This window comes from Aureibacter tunicatorum (assembly GCF_036492635.1).
GTDB lineage: Bacteria > Bacteroidota > Bacteroidia > Cytophagales > Cyclobacteriaceae > Aureibacter > Aureibacter tunicatorum.
Genome location: NZ_AP025305.1, coordinates 2,532,662 through 2,554,420, shown reverse-complemented (window position 1 = coordinate 2,554,420; position 21,759 = coordinate 2,532,662). Strand labels below are relative to the sequence as shown.

Annotated in this window: 16 protein-coding genes; 13 read left to right on the top strand and 3 right to left on the bottom strand. The window is 35.6% G+C overall.

What is annotated here, in order from left to right; all coding sequences use genetic code 11:
* Window positions 1-19 precede the first annotated feature (19 nt).
* The 4 genes from porQ (at window position 20) to AABK36_RS10960 (ending at window position 5,016) form a co-directional block, all read left to right on the top strand.
* Window positions 20-1,063: a type IX secretion system protein PorQ gene (porQ, locus tag AABK36_RS10975; RefSeq protein WP_309939054.1), complete on the top strand. Its 1,044-nt coding sequence runs from the start codon at window positions 20-22 to the stop codon at window positions 1,061-1,063.
* Window positions 1,064-1,079: 16 nt separating this feature from the next.
* Complete coding sequence (gene hslU / locus AABK36_RS10970; protein WP_309939055.1) at window positions 1,080-2,480, top strand: ATP-dependent protease ATPase subunit HslU; 1,401 nt, start codon at window positions 1,080-1,082, stop codon at window positions 2,478-2,480.
* Window positions 2,481-2,520: 40 nt separating this feature from the next.
* Window positions 2,521-4,587: a glycogen debranching protein GlgX gene (gene glgX / locus AABK36_RS10965; protein ID WP_309939056.1), complete on the top strand. Its 2,067-nt coding sequence runs from the start codon at window positions 2,521-2,523 to the stop codon at window positions 4,585-4,587.
* A 156-nt stretch (window positions 4,588-4,743) separates the two neighbouring features.
* The gene (locus AABK36_RS10960; RefSeq protein ID WP_309939057.1) at window positions 4,744-5,016 is read left to right on the top strand and encodes a hypothetical protein; all 273 of its coding nucleotides are present in this window, start codon (window positions 4,744-4,746) and stop codon (window positions 5,014-5,016) included.
* Between the two features lie 69 nt (window positions 5,017-5,085).
* On the opposite strand, the gene AABK36_RS10955 is transcribed toward AABK36_RS10960, so the two are convergent.
* Complete coding sequence (locus AABK36_RS10955; protein WP_309939058.1) at window positions 5,086-5,901, bottom strand: SDR family oxidoreductase; 816 nt, start codon at window positions 5,899-5,901, stop codon at window positions 5,086-5,088.
* A 106-nt stretch (window positions 5,902-6,007) separates the two neighbouring features.
* Between AABK36_RS10955 and AABK36_RS10950 the strand changes: the two genes are divergently transcribed.
* From AABK36_RS10950 to AABK36_RS10915, 8 genes are all read left to right on the top strand, one after another.
* Window positions 6,008-7,018 carry an FAD:protein FMN transferase gene (locus AABK36_RS10950; protein WP_309939059.1) on the top strand — a complete coding sequence of 337 codons (1,011 nt, stop codon included), beginning with the start codon at window positions 6,008-6,010 and terminating at the stop codon, window positions 7,016-7,018.
* 152 nt (window positions 7,019-7,170) lie between these two features.
* A complete protein-coding gene (locus AABK36_RS10945; protein ID WP_309939060.1) occupies window positions 7,171-9,843 on the top strand; it encodes a WG repeat-containing protein in 2,673 nt (890 codons plus the stop codon).
* 22 nt (window positions 9,844-9,865) lie between these two features.
* Window positions 9,866-10,255: a hypothetical protein gene (locus AABK36_RS10940; protein WP_309939061.1), complete on the top strand. Its 390-nt coding sequence runs from the start codon at window positions 9,866-9,868 to the stop codon at window positions 10,253-10,255.
* Between the two features lie 130 nt (window positions 10,256-10,385).
* A complete protein-coding gene (locus AABK36_RS10935; protein WP_309939063.1) occupies window positions 10,386-11,687 on the top strand; it encodes a Na+/H+ antiporter family protein in 1,302 nt (433 codons plus the stop codon).
* A gap of 225 nt (window positions 11,688-11,912) precedes the next feature.
* A complete protein-coding gene (locus tag AABK36_RS10930; protein ID WP_309939064.1) occupies window positions 11,913-14,075 on the top strand; it encodes a glutamine synthetase III family protein in 2,163 nt (720 codons plus the stop codon).
* 221 nt (window positions 14,076-14,296) lie between these two features.
* Window positions 14,297-14,869, top strand: coding sequence for an RNA polymerase sigma factor (locus tag AABK36_RS10925; protein WP_309939066.1), 573 nt, complete (start codon window positions 14,297-14,299; stop codon window positions 14,867-14,869).
* Window positions 14,859-16,295, top strand: coding sequence for a hypothetical protein (locus tag AABK36_RS10920; protein ID WP_309939068.1), 1,437 nt, complete (start codon window positions 14,859-14,861; stop codon window positions 16,293-16,295). Before AABK36_RS10925 ends, AABK36_RS10920 begins: the two co-directional genes overlap by 11 nt.
* Window positions 16,296-16,375: 80 nt before the next feature.
* A complete protein-coding gene (locus AABK36_RS10915) occupies window positions 16,376-17,131 on the top strand; it encodes a hypothetical protein (protein WP_309939069.1) in 756 nt (251 codons plus the stop codon).
* Between the two features lie 65 nt (window positions 17,132-17,196).
* Here AABK36_RS10915 and hslV read toward each other — a convergent pair whose 3' ends face one another.
* Window positions 17,197-17,736, bottom strand: a complete 540-nt coding sequence (gene hslV / locus AABK36_RS10910; protein WP_309939070.1) for an ATP-dependent protease subunit HslV — start codon at window positions 17,734-17,736, stop codon at window positions 17,197-17,199.
* Between the two features lie 119 nt (window positions 17,737-17,855).
* Here hslV and AABK36_RS10905 point away from each other — a divergent pair, with 119 nt between their 5' ends.
* Window positions 17,856-19,091 (top strand): M64 family metallopeptidase, encoded by a 1,236-nt coding sequence (locus AABK36_RS10905; protein ID WP_338390268.1) that lies wholly within the window; start codon window positions 17,856-17,858, stop codon window positions 19,089-19,091.
* Between the two features lie 10 nt (window positions 19,092-19,101).
* Here AABK36_RS10905 and AABK36_RS10900 read toward each other — a convergent pair whose 3' ends face one another.
* Window positions 19,102-21,708 (bottom strand): DUF5686 and carboxypeptidase-like regulatory domain-containing protein, encoded by a 2,607-nt coding sequence (locus AABK36_RS10900; RefSeq protein ID WP_309939072.1) that lies wholly within the window; start codon window positions 21,706-21,708, stop codon window positions 19,102-19,104.
* Window positions 21,709-21,759 lie beyond the last annotated feature (51 nt).

Sequence of the window (21,759 nt, the reverse complement as noted above, 5' to 3'; positions counted from 1 at the left end):
CCTTGACATAATGACCCGTATGCGAATATTTAACTTTCCAGCTTTGATTTCCACATTAGCTTTCTTGACCATCATGGCAAGTTTGGAGTCCTATGGCCAATCTTTGGGAGGAAATTCGTTTGATTTTCTAAATGTTCCTTCAAATGCGACAAGCGCCGCATTGGGAGGTGTTAATATCACCAAAGGAGGCAACAATATTGATTTCGTTCAGAATAACCCTTCTTCATTAAATGATGAAATGTTGAAAAGGCCATCAATAAATATGGGGTTTTTGCCTGGGAAAATGACCTTGACAAACTTGGCTTATGGTTTTGAAGAAAAACACACAGGTTTGTGGGCTGTTGGAATGACATATATTAATTATGGAAAAATCGACGCTTACGATCCTAATGGCACTTATATGGGAGAGGAAAGCGCTAGGGATTATGTGTTTTCAATAAGCAAAAGTCATCAAATTAGGCATTTTAGACTGGGAGCGTCCATCAAGTTTGTTGGTTCTAACTTAGCGGGTTATTCATCTAGTGGCTTGGCTTTTGATCTGGGCGGACAATTTGTGCATCCGGACAAGGATTTGGTGGTTGGGTTGATGATTAAAAACGCAGGGTTCGTTTTAAGTCAATATACAGAGTCAAGCGATTTGTCCATGGCATTGGATGTGCAAGCTGGTTTTGCTTACAAGCCTGAGCATATGCCTTTTCGATTTACCATGACGATATATAATCTCACAAATACAAATGATCTGTATAATCCGGAAAATGAAACAGGCGGAGCTTCTGAGGAAAGAAACGTAGGAGCTTTTGATCAGGTGTTTAGCCATGTTGTAATTGGGGGAGAACTTTTGATTAGCAAACCATTCAAAATCTTATTGGGATACAATCATAAGATCAAATCTGAGCTTAGACATCTTGAAGCTCCGAGAATGTCTGGATTTGCTTTCGGATTTAACTTAGATGTGAGAGCATTTCATTTTGCTTATGGTCATGGATTTTACAATGTCGCAGGCGGAACAAATTATGTCAGTTTATCGTTGAACATGAATCGAGTTTTTAAGAAAAATAACTAAAGATTAAAATTACAAAATGATCGAGAATTCGAATTATTTAACTCCAAGGCAAATTGTCGCGGAGCTTGATAAATATATTATTGGACAAAACGACGCAAAAAGAAATGTAGCCATCGCATTGAGAAATAGGTGGAGGCGAATGAATGTTAGGTCGGAAATCCAAGGTGATATCGTTCCTAACAACATTTTGATGATAGGAGCTACAGGAGTGGGTAAAACAGAAATTGCTAGGAGACTAGCGAAAATCGCTGATGCTCCATTTACCAAAGTTGAAGCTTCGAAGTTTACGGAAGTAGGCTATGTTGGAAGGGATGTGGAAAGCATGGTCAGGGACTTGGTGGAGCAGTCTGTGAAACTTGTCCAAAAAGCTAAAAAGGCTGAAGTGAAAGACAAGGCAATGGAAATTGTAGAGGAAATTATCTTGGACGCTTTGATCCCGCCTATTAAGGGTACTTCAACTCCAAAAGGCCAATGGATAAGCACGTCTTCAGAAGCTGAAGAACCGCAAAGCGATGCTGAGTTGAACGAAAGAACACGTGAAAGATTTCGCGAGAAAATAAAGTCCGGCGAACTTGATGATAGAAAGATTGAGATTGATGTGAAGCAAGCTGCGAATGCCAATGTTGGTATGATCGGTGGAGGAATGATGGATGAGGCTTCTATGATCAATCTTCAGGAGATGATTGGTGGAATGATGCCAAAGAAATCCAAAAAGAGGAAAGTAACTATTGAGGAGGCTAAGAAACTTCTGTTTGATGAAGAGGCAGCCAAATTGATAGATATGGACGAGGTAAAAGAGGAAGCTATACGAAAAGCTGAAAATACGGGTATAATTTTTATCGATGAAATAGATAAGATTGCAAAAGGAGCGGCTTCAAAGGGTGGTCCGGATGTAAGCCGAGAAGGAGTTCAAAGGGATTTGCTACCAATAGTAGAAGGCAGCAGTGTCTCTACCAAATATGGTATTATTAATACGGATCACATTCTTTTCATAGCTGCTGGAGCTTTTCATTTTTCAAAGCCTTCGGATTTGATACCGGAGCTTCAAGGTCGATTCCCTATCAGAGTTGAGTTGCAGGATTTAACAGAGGGTGATTTCTATCAGATTTTGAAAGAACCTAAAAACGCGCTTACTAAACAGTATGAAGCTTTGTTTGGTGCCGAGGAAGTAAGCTTGTCTTTCTCTGATGATTCACTTCATGAAATGGCGAGAATGGCCTTTGAAATAAATTCTGAAGTTGAGAATATTGGAGCAAGAAGATTGCATACTGTTATGAGTACTCTGTTGAATGAATTGCTTTTTGATGTTCCGGATGTGATTGGGCCAAATGCGAAAATAGCCGTCACGAAAGAGATGGTCATCGAGAAACTGTCTGGCACAGTTCAAAATAAGGATTTAAGTCAATATATTTTATAATCTAAAGCTGCGTTTCGCAGCTTTTTTTGTTTTCAGGGATATGGATAAAATTGAGAATGATTTTTCAGGAGAGTCGTTTCCTTTAGGTGCGACGATAAAGGATGGTGGAGTTAATTTTTGTATATTCTCTCCTGAAGCCAATAGAGTTGAGTTGCTTCTTTATGATAATCTTCATGATAAGATACCAACTCAGGTGATTGATTTGTGCTGTAAAGACAACAAAACGTATTATTATTGGCATGTGTTTGTCAAAGGCATTGGGCATGGACAATTGTATGCTTACCGAGTTTATGGAGCTAAGAATTTGGGCAAAGGGTTTAGGCATGATGGAAACAAAGTGTTGGTTGATCCTTATGCGAAAATTGTTTTAAATAGCAATTATAAAAGAGAAGAAGCCAAAGGCAAGGGGGATAATGGCGCTTACGCAATGAAATGCGCTGTCGTGGATACTTCTCATTATGATTGGGATGGAGATGCGCATCCAAATAGACCTTACTCGGAATCCGTTATTTATGAAATGCATGTCAAAGGATTTACTCAACATGAAAGTTCCAATGTAAATCCTAAGAGAAGAGGAAAGTTTACAGGGATTATAGATAAAATTCCCTATCTGTTGGAATTAGGAGTCACTGCTGTTGAGTTGATGCCGGTATTTTCTTTTGATGAACAAGATGTCAAGCCTCCATTGAAGAATTACTGGGGGTATAGCCCAATCAATTTTTTCTCGCCCCATTGGTCATATGCTTCTGAAGAAGATCCCGACACCATTCTGAATGAATTCAGGGATATGGTCAAAGCATTGCATAAAGTAGGTATTGAGGTGATTCTGGATGTTGTGTTTAATCATACCGCGGAGGGAGGAGTCGATGGTCCAAATTTGTCTATGAAAGGATTGGCTAACCATTCTTATTACATGCTTAAAAAGAATGATAAAGGCAAATATCTGGATTATTCAGGTTGCGGTAATACTCTGAATGCTAATCACTCTGTAGTTAGAAGGATGATAATAGATGCTCTGAACTATTGGGTGAAAGAGATGCATGTTGATGGTTTTAGATTTGATCTTGCCTCTGTTTTGTCTCGTGACGAAGATGGTGCTCCTATCAAAAATCCACCAATATTATGGCAAATTGAATCAGAGCCTGCATTAGCAAGCACGAAACTGATTGCGGAAGCATGGGATGCCGCAGGACTTTATCAAGTAGGTACATTTGTTGGTGACAGGTGGGCCGAGTGGAATGGAAAGTATAGGGATGATGTAAGGGGTTTCCTGAAAGGTGACGAGGGAAAAGTGAGAAAGCTTGCTTCTAGAATTGTGGGCTCTCCGGATTTATTTTTAAAAGAAGACAGGACCACGGATAGAAGCATACATTTTGTGACTTGTCATGACGGGTTTACCCTTAATGATTTGGTTTCTTACAATTCGAAGCATAATCATGCTAATAATGAAGGAAATCGTGACGGTATGAATGAGAATGTTGCTTGGAATTGTGGAGTGGAAGGGCATTCTGATGATGAAAAAATAGAGCGATTAAGAGTTAAGCAAATAAAGAACTTTATGGCATTGACATTTTTTTCGCAAGGCACTCCAATGTTATTGATGGGGGATGAGATTCGACGATCGCAGAATGGGAATAACAATGCATACTGTCAAGACAACGAGATAAGTTGGATGGACTGGACTCTTCTTGATAAGAACAAGGAGGTATTCAATTTTACAAAAAAGATAATCCATTTGACCCAATCATTGAAAATCATGGCTATTGACACTTGGCTATGCGACAACAAGCAATATAAATATCCATTTGTTAATTGGCATGGAAAGGAAATAGATCGCGCGGATTGGGCAAATCACTCTCATACTCTTGCTTTCGATTTGCAACACCCAACAAGAATGGAAAGGCTATACGTTGTAATCAATGCTTATTGGAAAGGCATCGAATTCGAGTTGCCAACTGACCTTCGCCCGGGAAGATCTTGGAAAAGACTTATTGATACTTCGCGTCCTATGGGCGAAGATATCTTGGATCGTAAAAATGCGGTTGAAATAGTAGAGGATAAAACATTTCTAAGAGCCAGATCGATTAAGGTGTTTATGTCTTTGTAAAGATTATATTAATGATGACCTATGTCTTTTTTTTAAGCCATAATTCTTTTTAATTTCAATTGTTAATTATTATTAATCTTTACTTAATTATCAAAGGCCTGATTTTTGAAGTAAGATGCTTGTATTTGTTTTCTAAGAAATATATTTTTTATCATTATGGATGAACCAAAAGAGAATATCGCCTTGTTGAAAAGTACGAACGAGGCTTTAGAAAAATTTGAAAAAATCAATACTAAAGGAGATTTCGATGAAATTATCGATAAGCTCAAATATGTTCATGGAAGTTATAACCATGACGGCAACCCAGTAGGAGTTGTTGAGTTCGGGAAAAAAGCGCTTGAGCTATTAAAAGATTACAAACAGCAAAAGCCTAGACAAGTAGGTAAAAAACTTATTGATAATTTAGAAAAGTCTTTGGCTGAGTTTTAGAGATAGGGTTCAATTAATGAATTCTTATGAGTATATACATGAAATAGGAATATGCACTAATGCATATTCCTATTTTTTTTGATTCATTTTATAATGATTCATGATAAGCTTCTCATAAGTCTTATACGGCAAGAATTTCTTTAATATAGGAGTGATTGTCTCCAGCAATGCGCCAACTCGATATCTTAAGTTTGGAGAATTGCTATTCAATATTTTTTCTGTAAACGGGCCTACTCGTTCAGGAGTGGGAGCAGTTTCCATTCCATTAGCAATTTCATCATTGACAACTTGAAGCATTTCATAGTAAGGGGATGAACGGTCGACTTCTATTCCTTTTCTATGTTGGCTAATGTTTGTATTGAAATCACCTGGTTGTATTATGCATACTTTTACTCCAAAGGGCATTAATTCCATTCTTAAGGCTTCTGTCATCCCTTCAACGGCAAATTTGCTGGCTGAATAATGCCCTCTGAATGGAAGGCCAGCTTCCCCGGCTATTGAACTAATGTTGATGATATGTCCTGATCCTTGCGCTCGCATGATTGGAGCTACAGCTTGGCACACTCTAGTGAGTCCAAAGAAGTTCGTTTCAAAAACCTCTTTGACTGTATCAATAGGCAACTCCTCAATCGATCCGATGATGCCAATGCCCGCGGAATTTATTAAGACGTCAATTCTTTTTTCTTCAGCTTTAAGAGTATTGACGGCTTCAATTACAGATTCACTATTGTTGACATCCATTTGCAAATAATGCAAACCTTCGCTTGATTTAGCGGTAGCTTTTCGGCTTGTAACATATACTTTATATCCTTTTTGAAATAAATGTAACGCTATTGCTTTTCCAATGCCTGAAGATCCACCTGTAATAAGAGCTATTTTTTTCAAAATTAAATTATTTTAATATTCTTGTTTGTGTCACTTGTTTTGCTGTATGAACATATGCCCATTCGCGGTGTTAAAATTACGATTATATTGATATAATGGAAAAATTATGAAAAAACTTATTATTGCATTTTACGCTTTTTTCTTACTGGTGCCTCTTGTCGGCATGTCTCAAGAAAAAGCAGTGAAGGTTTCATACGCTCAATCAGCGACATTTTGGGGAGATGAGTTTAAGGTTGTAGCTGTCACAGATAATGAAAAGCTGGCTAAGAAAGGAATCAGCAAGGGTATTAAAGAGATTAAGAACATTGAAAAATTGATATCGTCTTCGGATCCAAAGTCGCAGGTCAATAAAATCAATAAATATGCTGGCGTAAAACCTGTCAAGGTTGATGATGATTTATACTCGCTAATAGCGACTTGTCAGAAAATATCTGAGATGACTGGAGGTGCTTTTGATATAACCTCGGCTTCCTTAGCGAATCTGTGGAACTTTGACGGAGCGGTTGAATCATTGCCTCAACAAGCCGCGATTCAAGAAGCCTTGAGTCTGATCAACTATAAGAATATCATTTTAGATGAAAATAAGAAGACAGTCTATCTTAAGAACAAAGGAATGAAGATAGGCTTCGGGGAAATTGGTAAAGGATATGCCGCTAAGATGGGAGCTAATGAAATGATAGACAAAGGCATTGAACATGGTTTGATCAATGTTGATGGTGATATCTATGCTTGGGGATTAAAAGAAGATGGCACGGACTGGGAAATTGCCTTGTCTTCTCCACCTTCGGATTCTTTAAATCAACCAACAGCATGGTTCAGAGCAAATGGACAGGCGGTGATTACAGTTGGGAATTATGAGAAAGTGAAAGAAGTGGATGATAAAATGTATCATGACCGACTTGATCCAAAAACAGGCTATCCAACTAGAGGTATTAAATCCGTGACTATAGTTGCTTCGGATGCAGTTTATGCAGATGCGTTAGCCTCAGCTGTATTTGTATTAGGGGTTGACAAGGGGATTGAATTGATTAACAAACTTGAAGACACACACGCTTTGATTGTGACAGAAGATGGTAAAATGAAGCCTTCGGATAATCTAGAGTATTGGAGTAATTGATTCGTATAACCAGTATTTTATTTATATTTGAATAATTAATTGTTAAAAATAGATTTATTTTAATTTCTGTTTTTAACAATTATTTTTTGTGGCATAGTTTATATAATTTGCTCCAATTATTTATTTAGTGGTTGATAAAGAGGAATATTTCAATGAAATCAAGGAGTCAAATCATCATCGCTTTTTTTATTTTTCTTAGCTTAGTTTCTTTGGACTTAAGGGCTGACAATACCAAAAAAGCGCAAAAATTTTTGGCGAAGAAAGAGTATTCTAAGGCTTTGGAGCTATTGAAAGAAGATGTTCATAAAGACAAAGCTAATGTGAACGCCAATTTGATTTTGTCCCAGTTGTTTTTAACAGAGGATTTTCAACAGTATAGCCCTGATAGTTCTTTTCATTATATTGTAGAATCAATAGTTTACTTTGATTCCATAAGTGATGAAAAGGCCTTGTCAAGACTTAATAAGATTGGAGTTAATGAAAATTCACTGATCACACAAAGAAAGCATGTTGAAAAAGCCGCATATGATATCGCATTGAATTTAAATACGGTTTCAGGCTATCAGCATTTTATTAACACATATATTAATAGCGAGCAATTAAAGAAAGCGATAGCGTTGAGAAATGAGTTAGCTTTTAAGGAAGCTGAAGAAAAAAATACTTTTGTGGCATTTTATAATTTTATGCGCAATTATCCTGAGGCTGTTCAAGTGCCGAAAGCTCAAGCTAAATATGACAAGTTATTATATGAGACGAAAACAAAAAATGGAAGTCTTAAAAGCTTAAAGAGTTTTAGGTCAGCGAACCCAAATTCGCCATATCTTAGAGAAACTGAAACGCGAATTTTTAAACTACAATGCGCTTCTAATGATCTAGATTCTACCTATGATTTTTTACTAGAGTATGGATTTGATTCTCCAATTTCAAGAGAGGTAGCGTCATATATGTTGGCGCAGTATAGAACTTTAGAGGATACGGTTTCTATATTTGAGAGATTTCCCAAATTGCCTTATAAGGATTCTATTGAAAATGTAATGAATTTGGATAGGATAGGTTATGTTACCCCGATGTTTGATCAGGATATTTCAAAATATTATTTTATAAAGCCAAATGGGAAAAAGCTTTTTGATAAAGAATTTGATGAAATACCCCAAAATTATGTTTGTGGAGACATAAAGACTTCATTTCTAATGGGGCAGAATGATGATCGAGGCATATTATTAGGTAGGAATGGTAAAGAAATCTATCAAGGGGACTTTACTGAAGCAAAAGATCTTGGATATGGTCTTATTGGGCTTATAAACTCTGAGTCAAGCTTTGTTGTTCATGAATGTGGTTGGGAGATATGTCCTTCGGGTAAATTTGATCAAGTAAAACTCTTGAATCAATCTTTTATATTAACTCAAAAGTCTGACGATGTAGGCCTTTATTCTGCTACTGGCATTGAAATCCTTAGAGCTAACTATGATGACATAGAATACGATAATGGTTTTTTAATCATTGACAATGGTGATCGCTTGGCTATAGTTCATGAAGACGAAATTCTATCCAGAATTGGAGAACCGTTGTTGTTGAGTTTTAAATACGATGATTACGAAGTCGTGTCAAATGATTATGTGATTGGAATTGTTGATGGAGATGAGGTCTTGTTGAATAAAAATGACGAGCAAGTAATTTCTATTGGAAAGCAAAGAATTTATGGATATTCGAATTATTGGATTGTTAATAATGATTCTGGATCTGAAATTTATGATAAGCAAGGAGAAAAAATCAGCCATAAGAGTTTTGAACAAATATTGTTTAATGAAAATTGGCTTTCATTTCAGTTTAATAAGAAGTGGGCACTGCAATTAAGGGATTCATTGGACCTTAACACTCTGGATTTTAAATATGACAGTGTGAATTTAGTAAGCGATGAATTTGTATTTGCAATTGAAAATCAAAATGCGAATGTATTTTTCTCTGATAGCAAGGAGGTTTTAACTGTTGAAGCTCAAAAACTCCTTTTACGCGTTTTGACAAACAACCTTACTGGTGATGATCGAAAAGATTTTTTAGAAGTAAAAGACAAAACAAGAATTGTTAGAATATTTGGAGAGCAAGGGGAGGAGTTTTTAAAAGGATATTTTAAAAATGTTATCGTGTCACCTTCGGGATATTTGATAATAGAGGCTAAAAATAAAAAAGGCTTAAAATCTCCAGAGGGTAAAAGCCTGCTTAAGACTGTTTACAATGGAATTACGGAGTCGAAAAAAGGATTCTTTGATTTGTTTTTGAATAGCAAATTCGGTTTGTATAGCATGGAAAAGGACATGTATATCAAGCCTACGTATTCAAGGACATTGGAAGTTTATAATGACACGTTGCTAGTGGGGAATTTGTGGAATAAAAGCGGATTTATAAACTATCAAAATAAAAGAGTAAGCAAGTTTGAGTTTGGAGAAATTCAACATTGGAACGATAGTATAGCCTTGGTTAAGAAAGAAAATACATGGCAACTGTACGATATATATGAGAAGAAACTTTTCGGAGAGAAATTCAATGAATTCGAGGTGCTTATTGAAAATGAAAAAGAAAAGGTGCTTATAATAAGACAGAATGGGCAAGAAGGAGTGTTAAGTAGTATAAAAGGTTTGGTAATTGAGCCTACTTTGGATCAAATCGTAAATATCGGTGATGATCAACAACCTTTGTATATGGGAGATAAGTATGTGTACGAAGCTGAATTGCACATATTAGTATACTATGATAAAAGCGGAGAGCGAATAAAAAGGCTTTCGTTGTCCAACAAAGAATTCAAAAGACTGTTTTGCAATAAGGAATAAAGAGAAACCTTAAATTATTGCGATGAATGAAGTCTTGAAAACCACCTATTTAAGAATCTCATTTGATATAGATTCAAAAGCGCTTCTGGTTGTTTGGGAAGATACAGCCTTTGTCACTGAGGATCATTTAAAAAACCAGTTTCATCATATCGAACAATCAATTGAAAAATATCATCCCATACAAATAGCTTTGGATTTTACAATTTTTAACCATGACTTGCAGATCAGTACAGTATTATGGCTGCGAGAGCATTTTTGGACTAAGATTAAAAAAAGCAATAAAATAGGTCGGGTTGCTATTGTTGAGAGCGAAGATCCTGATGAGACAATGCTTATTGAAAGATCGGTGAAAGATATTTTCAAGTATGATCTATTGTCCAGTGAGCAAGAACTTAATAATTGGTTTGATTGAATTTAGAATAACTTAAGAGGAAGGTTAAAATCTAGTTGTCATTATTTAACATAATGTTTTTTATTCTAAAAACTAATCTAAGTCATACAATTAAAAAGATAGAATCAGTATTTTTGAAAAAAAAGTATTGATGGAACTTCTCAATCCCGTTCTAGTTTCTGTATTGGCAATGATCATATTGTGTCTTTGCAGACTTAATGTTATATTATCTTTATTGATAGCCGGTTTAATAGGCGGAGTTGCCGCTGGTTTGTCAATTAAGCAATCGATGGATATTTTAATATCTGGAATGGGGGACAATGCTGAAACGGCATTAAGTTATATTCTCTTAGGAGCATATGCCATCGCAATTAGCCAAACGGGTTTGGCTGGGATATTGAGCAATAGAATTTCATCATTAGTGAAAGGAAAGAAAGTAATTCTAATTTTCATTATTGTTTTTATAGCTTGCCTGTCGCAAAATTTAATACCTATTCATATAGCGTTTATTCCAATTCTTATTCCGCCTCTTTTGGGAATTATGAACAAGTTTAGGTTGGATCGAAGAGCAATGGCTTGTGGATTAACTTTTGGCTTGAAAGCCCCTTATATTATGCTTCCTGTAGGCTTCGGATTGGTTTTTCATAATTTAATCAAAGACCAAATGATTGCTAATGGAGTTAGCGTTGAAACCAGTCAAGTTTGGAAATCAATGCTGATTCCAGGTTTAGGCATGTTTGCGGGATTGTTGATCGCCGTATTTATAACTTATTCTGGCCAAAGAAATTATAAGACATCTGGATATAATGAGCCTGAAGATACTCAAAGCTTTCAATGGAATAAGTCACATACATTAACATTAATAAGCGCTATATCAGCTTTCGTAGTTCAATTATCAACGGAGTCTTTGCCTCTAGGTGCTTTGACAGGTCTGGGAGTATTGCTAATATCGGGCACTTTGAAATGGTCTGAAATGGAAGATACAATGAAAGGCGGGTTGCAAATGATGGCTTTTATAGCTATTGTCATGTTAGTTGCTTCTGGTTACGGCAAAGTTCTTCGTGAAACTGACGCTGTCCAAGCTTTTGTAGGACATTTAAATATGATCGTAGGAAATAGCAAAGTTCTGGCCGCATTGTTTATGCTTTTAACGGGCTTGTTGGTAACCATGGGAATAGGAACCTCATTTGGAACGATTCCGATATTGGCGACCATATTTTGTCCATTAGGAATTGAGCTCGGTTTTAGCGCAGCAGGGATTATAGTCTTGTTAGGTGTGGCTGGAGCTTTGGGAGATGCAGGATCTCCTGCGTCTGATAGCACGTTGGGGCCTACTTCAGGATTAAATATGGATAATCAGCATGATCATATTAAAGATACGTGCATACCAACCTTTTTGCATTTCAATATTCCATTGATCATTTTTGGCTTAGTGGCATCATTAATTTTATAAACGCTATTTTTATATAGTATGAGCAAAAAAGGATCTGAAGAAATTCAGGTCCTTTTTTGCTTTAATATTAAATAGGTTTTGTGATAAGGAGATGGTTTTTAAGTTTAGTCAGGGTTGAAAAACACCCTAGATTGGGTTGTTTTTCTGTTTTTTAACTCTTCTTAGCTTGTTTTTTAACCCTTATTTGATTTGATTTGCAGTGTCTCGTACAAATAATTTTTAAATATGGCTAATTTAAGAACAAAAGCATTAGAGCAAGTAGAAAAAAGAAAAGTTGCTGAAGTGAACACTCCTAGCGAGGACATTTCAAAATTTTTCGGAGTAGATTCATTTGGATTGGATCAGATGAGAGAGACTTTGGCGCCTGCAACTTACAAGGAAGCTGAAGATGCTATTTTAAATGGTAAAAAAATAAGTCCTGAATTATCTTCTGCGATCGCGGCAGCAGTGAAAACTTGGGCGATCAGCAAAGGAGCAAAGCATTACACTCACTGGTTTCAGCCTTTAACAGGAGATACTGCTGAAAAGCACGATACGTTCTTTGATGCCATGAAAGGAATCGAAATATTCAAAGGCAGCGCTTTGATCAGACAAGAGCCTGATGCATCTTCTTTCCCGAATGGAGGAATCAGAAGTACATTTGAGGCGAGGGGATATACAGCTTGGGATCCAAGTTCTCCAATGTTTGTATGGGGTGAAACACTTTGTATACCTACTATTTTCGTTTCTTATACTGGAGAGTCATTGGATAACAAAGCTCCATTGTTGAAGTCTGTTGATACAATTGACAGAGCGGCTACAAGAGTTTGTAAATTCTTTGACAGAAATGTTAGCAAAATTACTCCTTCATTAGGTTGCGAGCAAGAGTATTTTGTTGTAGATAAAGCATTTTATAATGCGAGACCGGACTTAGTATTGGCAGGCAGAACAGTGTTTGGACACAATCCTGCTAAAGGACAACAGCTGGATGACCATTATTTCGGTTCTATCCCTAATAGAGTCTTGAATTATATGAAAGATTTCGAAGCTGAAGCTTTGAAAAAAGGAATTCCGGTAAGTACTAGACATAATGAGGTTGCTCCAAGTCAGTTTGAGGTAGCGCCACTTTTTGAAGAAATCAATAAAGCTACGGATCATAATCAATTGTTGATTGATATTATGAACAAGGTGGCTGAAAGACATGATTTAAAAGTTCTTTTCCATGAAAAACCATTTGCTGGTCTTAATGGTAGTGGAAAACACAATAACTGGTCATTGATCACAAATACAGGTGTAAACTTGTTCCAACCAAGCAGCAGCGCGAAAGAAAATCTTCAATTCTTGACATTCTTTGTTAACACGCTTATGGCAGTGTACGAGCATGGTGATTTGTTAAGAGCAAGTATCGCATCAGCGGGTAATGACCATAGACTTGGCGCTAATGAAGCTCCACCAGCGATTATTTCTGCCTTTATTGGTTCGCAGTTATCAGCTGTACTTGACGAATTGGAGAATAACGGAAATATTAAAGTAGAAAAAGGCGACAATATGTATATGAAACTCGGAATTGACAAAATTCCAGAGATTCTACTTGATAATACTGATAGAAACAGAACTTCGCCATTTGCTTTTACGGGTAATAAATTTGAATTTAGAGCTCCTGGTTCAGATATCAACTGCGCGGCGCCGATGACAGTTCTTAACGTTATCGTTGCGGATAGATTGAATACATTCGCGGACGAGGTGGATGCATTGGTTGAAAAAGGTGAGGATAGAAGAATTGCTATCGTAAACATTTTAAGAGACTATATCAAAGCTTCCAAAGCTATTCGTTTTGAAGGTGATGGTTATTCTAAAGCGTGGGAAGAAGAAGCTGAAGGCAGAGGCCTTCCAAATGTGAAAAATACGCCTGAAGCGCTAGATGCATATTTAACAGAAAAGTCAATTCAAGTTTTCTCGCATGACAATGTGCTCACAGAGAAAGAGCTTGAGGCTAGGAGAGAGATCTTGTTGGAGAATTATATCAGAAAGATTCAAATAGAGTCTAGAGTGATGGGCGACTTGGCTTCGAATCACGTAATTCCTACAGCTGTTAAGTATCAAAACATATTGATAAATAATGCTAAAGGTTTGAAAGAGCTTGGTGTAGACAATTCAGCTGTTCTTTCGACTATAGAAAAGATTTCGATGCACTTGGCTGTTTTGAGAAATGGTATCAAGGACATGACTAATGAGAGAAAGCGTGTTAATGATATCGAAGATGTAAGAGATCAAGCAATTGCGTATTGCCATGATATCAAAGACAAGTATTTTGATGAAATCAGAAGAGCTGTTGACAAATTAGAATTGTACGTTGACGATGAGGATTGGCCATTGGTTAAATATAGAGAAATGTTGTTTTTGAGATAATCGAAAATTATTTTTTGAGAAAAGCGCTTTTGTTATCAGAGGCGCTTTTTTTATTCTCAAGACATAAGTATTTAGTTTTGAGATAATTTTTATAACTTGCCTGCTCATAACCTATATTTATAATTTTTTATTAACTCAACAATCAACCTTTGGAATGAATCAAGTGTCTTTGATATGGCTGAGAAGCTTGAAAAGATGATGTAGATTCAAAAATATAAAGGTTGAAAAGATATTTACTCTCTCAAAATATGCAAGAAGAAGAGCTTATAGAAGCATGCAAGAAAGGCGAACGCCTAGCTCAAAGAGCCTTGTACGCCAAGTACTCTTCCAGTATGTTTGCTGTTGCGATGAGATATGCAAAATCACAACCTGAGGCTGAAGATATCCTTCAAGACGCTTTCATTAAAATTTTTGAGAAAATATCAACTTTTAAAGGAAGTTCGACTTTAGGAGCTTGGATCAAACGCATAGTTATTAATACTGCTTTGAATAGCGAAAGAAGCAAACTATATATGTTTCCTATGTCAGATGTTGATGATACCAATTATTTTGATGATCGGAATGTAATGCTTTCAGATTTTCAGTTCAAAGATATTTTGGGAATGATTCAGAAATTGCCTAGAAGTTCTCAGATTATATTCAATTTATATGTGATTGAAGGCTATAATCATCTGGAAATTGCCAATGAACTAGGGATTTCTGAAGGAACATCTAAATCGCAACTTTCCAGAGCTAAAAAAATGCTTCGAAAATTATTAACAGAAAATGGTCAGGAGGTAGGTTATGGAGCATAATGATCATAAAGATCTTTTTGATCAAGAAGATTGGGGAAGCTTTTTCGAAGGTCAAGAAATGACTCCGCCAGATTTAGTTTGGGAAAAAATTGAAAGCAAGCTTGACGAAAAGAAGAAGAGAAGGGTAGTACCTTTTTGGTGGTATGGAATAGCCTCTGCTTTGTTGATTTTCTTTGGCTTTGTGGTAAATGCTTTTATCGGGAATTGGTTTAACGGAGGTGTTTTAAATGAAAATAATACCACTTTAATCCATGATAATGTTAAGGAAAAAGTTGTTGAATCTGATGTTGAAGATGTAAATGTTGAAAGTAACGAATCAATAGAGCAAAGTGAATCTGAAGTCACTACTCGTGACCTAGCATCTAATGACTTTAAAAAGCAAATAAACCCTATATCATTAAATGAAAATGATGTAGAAAAATCAGATGCCGAAAATGTTGTAACTGATAAAAAGAAAGAGGTTAAGACTATAAATAGTTTTGATTTGGTGAAAAAAGATCAAAATGAGATGTCGACCAATAGCTTTCTTGATTTTAAAGAAAAGAAAATCGCACAAGAAGAATTAACTGGAATCGTAGCTGAGACAAACAATGGACAATTGAATTTATTGTCAAGAGAATTTGTTGCGGAAAATACTGAAATGCCAATTGTCGAGGCAAAATTGATGAGAAAAGCTCCAGTGTTTATGCCCAATAAGAAGGTTGGGGAACATAAAGAGTTTGATGAAGGTTTCTTTTTGGCTCTTGGAGGAGGCGCTGGACAAGGAGATTTAAAAATGAATTCGAGCCAGCAATTAAATATGGCCGCATTGGAAAAAAAATACAATACAATAGAAAGCGGAGGATTGCTTAGCGCTTATAATTCTGAAGAAACGATCAAAAGCACAGCTGTTTATAACTTTTCTGGAGGCTATCAATTAAGCGACAAGTGGATAATAAAAACAGGCTTGGAGTATTCTAGATTTAATTCTAGTGCAGACCAGACATTTTTTCATCAGAGTTCATCAAGGAAAAACGTTTCAGGGGAAGTTAATGTAAGTGCTGTTGTCACTTCTTCGGAGAGTATTAATAATACTTTTAGCATATTGGCTGTTCCTGTAATTATGGAATATAAACTTTTTGGAAAGAAACTATCATTTTGGTTAAACGGCGGACTCAGTACTGATATATTTATAGCACAAACGGTAGAATCTAATTATGGAGTGCAGAAGAATCGGAATCCAGAGGATTCGAATGTCAATCCATATTTTTTCTCAGGAATTTTTGGGGCGAATATCAAATATAGGGTAGCAAAGAAATATTTGTTTATGCTTTCCTCAGATTATAAGAAGGGAATGACACAATTGCATAATGGCAATGGGACTTCTAGTGGAAGTAGCACACCTGAGGCTTTAGGAGTTAAGCTGGGAATACAGATTAATTTATAATAATATAATCTCTGTATAAATAATTTTATAGAGTGAATGTGTTGGAGAGAAGTGTGAATTTTTAAAATTAGGAATGCAAAATGAGAAGTAATTTATTGTTTGCGATTATCATGTTTGGCTTTATGGCTCAAAGCTGCATGAGCGATGTTAATGATGCAAGCTCTGGAGGAAACTGGGAAAAGAATTTAGTGATTGACTTCACGAAGGAGGATGTTCAGTTTGTAAATGAGCAAGCAGGGTTTCATGAGAGTCAGTCGGGAATCTTGGATTTTAAATTAGAAAGAAATCCAAAGTATTATGAAGAGCGTCGAATTTATGGTATTGAGACGACTTATAAATTTCATGATAATTTAGAGATCCAAGATAGTCTAGGTGTTTTGAATTACATAAAATTGAAGATTGACGGTCTTGATCCGAATACAAGGTACATTGGTCGAGTTGAAGTCCGACTGAATTCAAAGTTGCACGAAGAGATGAATTCAGGAAGATACGATAATTATAATGAAGATGATTCAATCGCTGTAATGCTGAAAGCTGGATTATTGGAATTTGAGCCAGAAGTTCTTTTAGGCGAGTCTAAATTTTATGAAACAAATTTTGATCTGGGAAATACCTTATTTGAAATTACAAATGATAGCCAGCCAATTGGCAAGTTGAGGTTTCCAAACGACTTGTTAGCATTTTTACCTTATATAGGTTTGACACATGAAGATATTGATGTTAAATCTGATGCTGATGGAAATATTTGGCTTTGGGTCGGTACGCATACAAATACGCCAGTTTTTCATGGATTGTTATATTCGCAAGCTAATGTTTATTTGAAGACTTCATATTAATTTAGTTTGATAATATTAGTTATGTTAAATAGTATTTTGTAGCCCCAGATCATATGGGGCTCTTTTTATTTAACAGTCTCTATTACAAAATTGTGATTGGTGTAAATGCAAATATCAGCAGCAGTTGTTAGTGCTTCTCTTACCATCTCTTCAGCAGTTAGATGAGGCGCGTGTTTTTTCAATGCAAGTCCTGCGGACAAAGCATAATTGCTGCCTGATCCTATTGTAGCGATTTCTTGATCCGGTTCTAGAACATCACCAGTTCCTGAAACAATTAGTATTTCATCTTTGTCCACAGTGATTAGCATAGCTTCTAGCTTGCGTAAATAGCGATCTGTTCTCCAATCCTTTGCTAATTCTATAGCAGCTCTTTTCATGTTTCCTCCATAAGTCGCAAGCTTTTCATCAAATCTTTCCAATAGTGTGAAAGCATCTGCTGTTGAGCCTGCAAAGCCAGTTACGATTTTCCCGTCTCTTAATTTTCTGATTTTTTTAACATTGTTTTTGGCAACAGTGTTACCCATTGTAGCTTGTCCATCCGCCCCTATCGCGACTTCACCATTATGCTTGATCGCGCATACGGTTGTTGATTTTATTTTTGTCATTACTTTATTTATATTGAAAAATATATTAACTGACTAATATAGCCGTTTACACTATTTATTTTAACCAAATGATTAATATTTTTATCAAATCAATATTCGTACTCATGGCATGGATAAGTATGAATAATTTATTATTTGCCCAAACTACTTTTGAGAAGTATTTTATCGACAAGCAATTGCGACTTGATTATTCTCAGTCTGGAAACGCAGAAGCCCATGCGATAAACTTTATCTCATTTGCTCAAGAACCTTATTGGGGTGGTCCAAAGAAGAACCTTATCAACCCTTTTGATTACGGACAATTTCGAATTAAAGTTATCGATGAAGCAACTGGCAAGATAATTTATCAAAATGGATTCAGTAGTTTGTTTACCGAGTGGCTAGCCACAGAAGAGGCTCAATCTCTTAGAAGAAGCTTTCATGAAGTAGTTACCATGCCCTATCCCAAACACAATTCAATAATAATTTTGGAGGAAAGGAATACGGACTTAATCTTTGAGGAATGTTTCAAGGTTGAATTTGATCCAGAAAGCATATTTATAAAAAAGGAAGCGCCTTACTCTTTCGCTGTTGATCAGCTCGTCAATAATGGTTCTGCAGCGGAGAATGTAGATATTGTCATCATCCCTGAAGGATATACAAAAGCTGAATTTAATAAGCTATCTGTTGATTGTGACAAATTCATTAAAGAGTTCTTTAAAACTCAGCCATTTAAAAAGCACAAAGAAAATTTTAATTTTTGGCTAGTAAAAGCGCCTTCGGAGGAGTCTGGAACTGATAATCCTGGAAAGGGTGTTTGGAAAAAAACGCTCTTAAATTCAAGTTTTTACACATTTGGCTCCGAAAGGTATTTGACTACGAAAGATATCTCGAAAGTAAGAGATGTGGCGGCTAATGCCCCATATGATCAGATTTATATACTTGTAAATACATCTAAATACGGAGGAGGCGGTATTTATAATTACTATAATCTATGCACAAGCGATAATGCTCAATCTCCATTGGTATTCACTCATGAATTTGGACATGCTTTCGGATCTCTTGCTGATGAATATGATTATGGTAGCGATAATTTTTATAATAAAGAAGTCGAACCTTATGAATGCAATATTACTACTTTAGTGGATTTTGAGTCGAAATGGAAAGATAAAGTGAAACCTGCTACCCCTATTCCAACTCCGGATGATAAAAGATTCAAGAATGATATTGGTGTGTTTGAAGGCGCAGGGTATACAAAAAAAGGCGTATATCGCTCAGAAATAGATTGCAAAATGAGATCGAATAATACCAATGATTTTTGCAAAGTCTGTTATGAAAATTTAGTCGATATGATAAAGCATTATAGTGATCAGTAAATTTATTATATTAAAATTTTATTTGCGCAGAGAATTTAACACTCCAGTTTTGCACTTCATATGGCACATTGTTGTAATTCATTCTTCGCATTAAATCTACTCTTAATACTCTAAATATACTTTCAACTCCAATGCCTAAGTCATAATATGGGATATTGGGGTTGAGAGTATTGAATGTCAAGAGCTCCCCTTCGTCAAGAACTTCTGATGGTCCGATAAACTCTTTATTGTATTCCTTGTTTTTTTCCGACATTCCTCCCCAAACTGATTCAACTACAAATAAAGTTCTTAAACCCATTTTCTGATTAAGCTTTTTAAGAAGAGGTACTCTGTTCATCAATAAGCCTTCAAAAAAATGTTCATATTTTAGCTCCATAAATCGATCACTTACAAATTCAAAATTGTTCATCATTTGAAAAGATTCGCTTAAGTAGAAAGATGATTCATTCCCTTGATGTATTTTTAAAAGCTGATAAGGCATTGTTGAAAAAATATATCCCCCTTTGAGCTTTATATTTGCGACACCAATACTGCCAATAGGCCGTTGCCAATGATTTATCGATGCGAAAAGCTTTTGATACGCTTTATTGTTATTCCCATCATTATAAACTCCATTATAAAATATTAATTTATAAGTAGGGAAAGGTTGGTTGCCGGCATTGTTGAAAGTGTTGTTTTTGGTTAAGGTTACTTTTTCTTTTTTACTGTATCTTAAATTTACTTCACCTTCGTATAAGTTTATCGCTTTAGAAAGCCCAGGGAAAAATGTATTTCTTGGCAATGATTCACTAAAATTTTTATCCCAATACTCGATATTTTGATGTCTCAAATATAGTCTAGCAGTAAGGTCTTGAAAGAACCTTGACATTATAAATGCTTCAGTATTTAATCGGTAATAAGGATTTCGTCTTCTTATGTCAAACCATCTTGAACTGAAAACAAAAAACTCGCTAAATCTTTGTTCAGTTCCAATTTGTGAAGCTCCTAGCAAGTTGTAATCACTATTCACACCGATGATAAAGGCTCTTTCTGGCTTAATAGAATAATGAACACTAAGTTCATGCTTGAATTTTTGATCGGCAAACCCATAAGCAATAGATGGTTTGATAAGCCATTTGTTGCTGAACTTTCTGGTTGACCTAACTCCAAATTGAACTCTATTTCCTTCGACATTATTAAAAGCATAAAGATATAAGTAATGCCCTAGTTCAAACTTTTTCCCGTAGTCATGATAGCCATTTGAAATTAATCTTCCAAGAACAGAAACAACCTTTACTCTAGGTTGTGCCTTAATTGAGTCCATGATAGTATAGACACTTGGAGCTTTAATGTTATTATCTAGAACTTTGCTGCTATCAGAAGAGAAAAGACGCGATCGATATGAATTCCAATACTCTTCATCTTCTTGATGTTTGTCATTGTCTAGTATCTCAAATTTATCTTCAAAAATTGATAAATCGTAGTTTGAATTAAAATTGTATTCTTCACTAATATTTTCAAACTTAACTAAAAGCCCAGGCAGTCCAGGTATAATATCCGACAGATCAACTTCTACATACTCTCTGGATACCAGCCACTTATTGTTAAAAGACTCAAGCTCTTGTTTGATTCTAATATCTCTGATGAAATTAATATTTGCATCTTCTGACATTTTCAGATCAAGCTTCTTTAAAGCGTATTCATTTTTGGTAATCCATATCTTGCCTTCAAAGACTAAATCCCCTTTAGCCTTGGGTTCCACATCTATTTCATAACAAAAATCATTGTCTATCCATAGACTATCTATCAACCAGTACTCATACTTGACTCTCCATGAGTTATGCAATGGAGTAGTGAAGTATTTTCCCATGACAGAGATATTATTTCGATAAAAGTCTAATTCTTTGTATCCATTTCCAGTCATTATTTGCATTAGGTTGTCGTCAGCTTCTAACCCAATACCAGTAACTTTTCTATGAATGGTTTTTTCAAGTGATTTTTGTTTGTATTTATAATTATCAGTGTAGGATTCTGTCAGCATCAATGGTATTATATCATTTCCATTTTTGTCTTTGAGTTTTTGTGTTGGATTTTTTCTTATTACTTGCAATGCTTCTTGAAAAAGCTTGCTGGATTCCATTTTGCCTAATTCATTTATATAAACCTCAGAACTACTATACGATTTAAACTGCATTTTTGGGAAATTCATAGGATAATTTTCCTTCTTTCTGTCAATCGCTTGTCTTAGTATTTCGTAAGCAGGGTTTTCGGGAGCTTCAAAAACCACAGCATCAAGATTTTTAACTTCTTGTTTTAGTCGTATTTCTAAGTTGGTGGAAAGATTTGTTTTCTTTATCCAAATTGAATTAGGCAAATAACCAATAAAACTAGCAACTACAAGAACAGAGTCTTCATTGAAATCGGCTTTGAATTTGAAGCCTCCGTTCATATCAGATATTGCTCCTTCTTTAGGATTTTCTTTTAGGTATACATTAGCAAATGGGATCGTTTCTCCCGTCAAATCGTCTAAAACAACCCCTTCAAGTACTTTCTGCTTAATTTGAGCATGAACAGAATATAAGGGTATGAAAACCACAAAAGCCAACATCATTAACATCTCTCTATTTGTAATTCTCATGTTTTAGGACTCCATTTTAATAAAAGTAACATTTTATAAACCTCTTTCTGT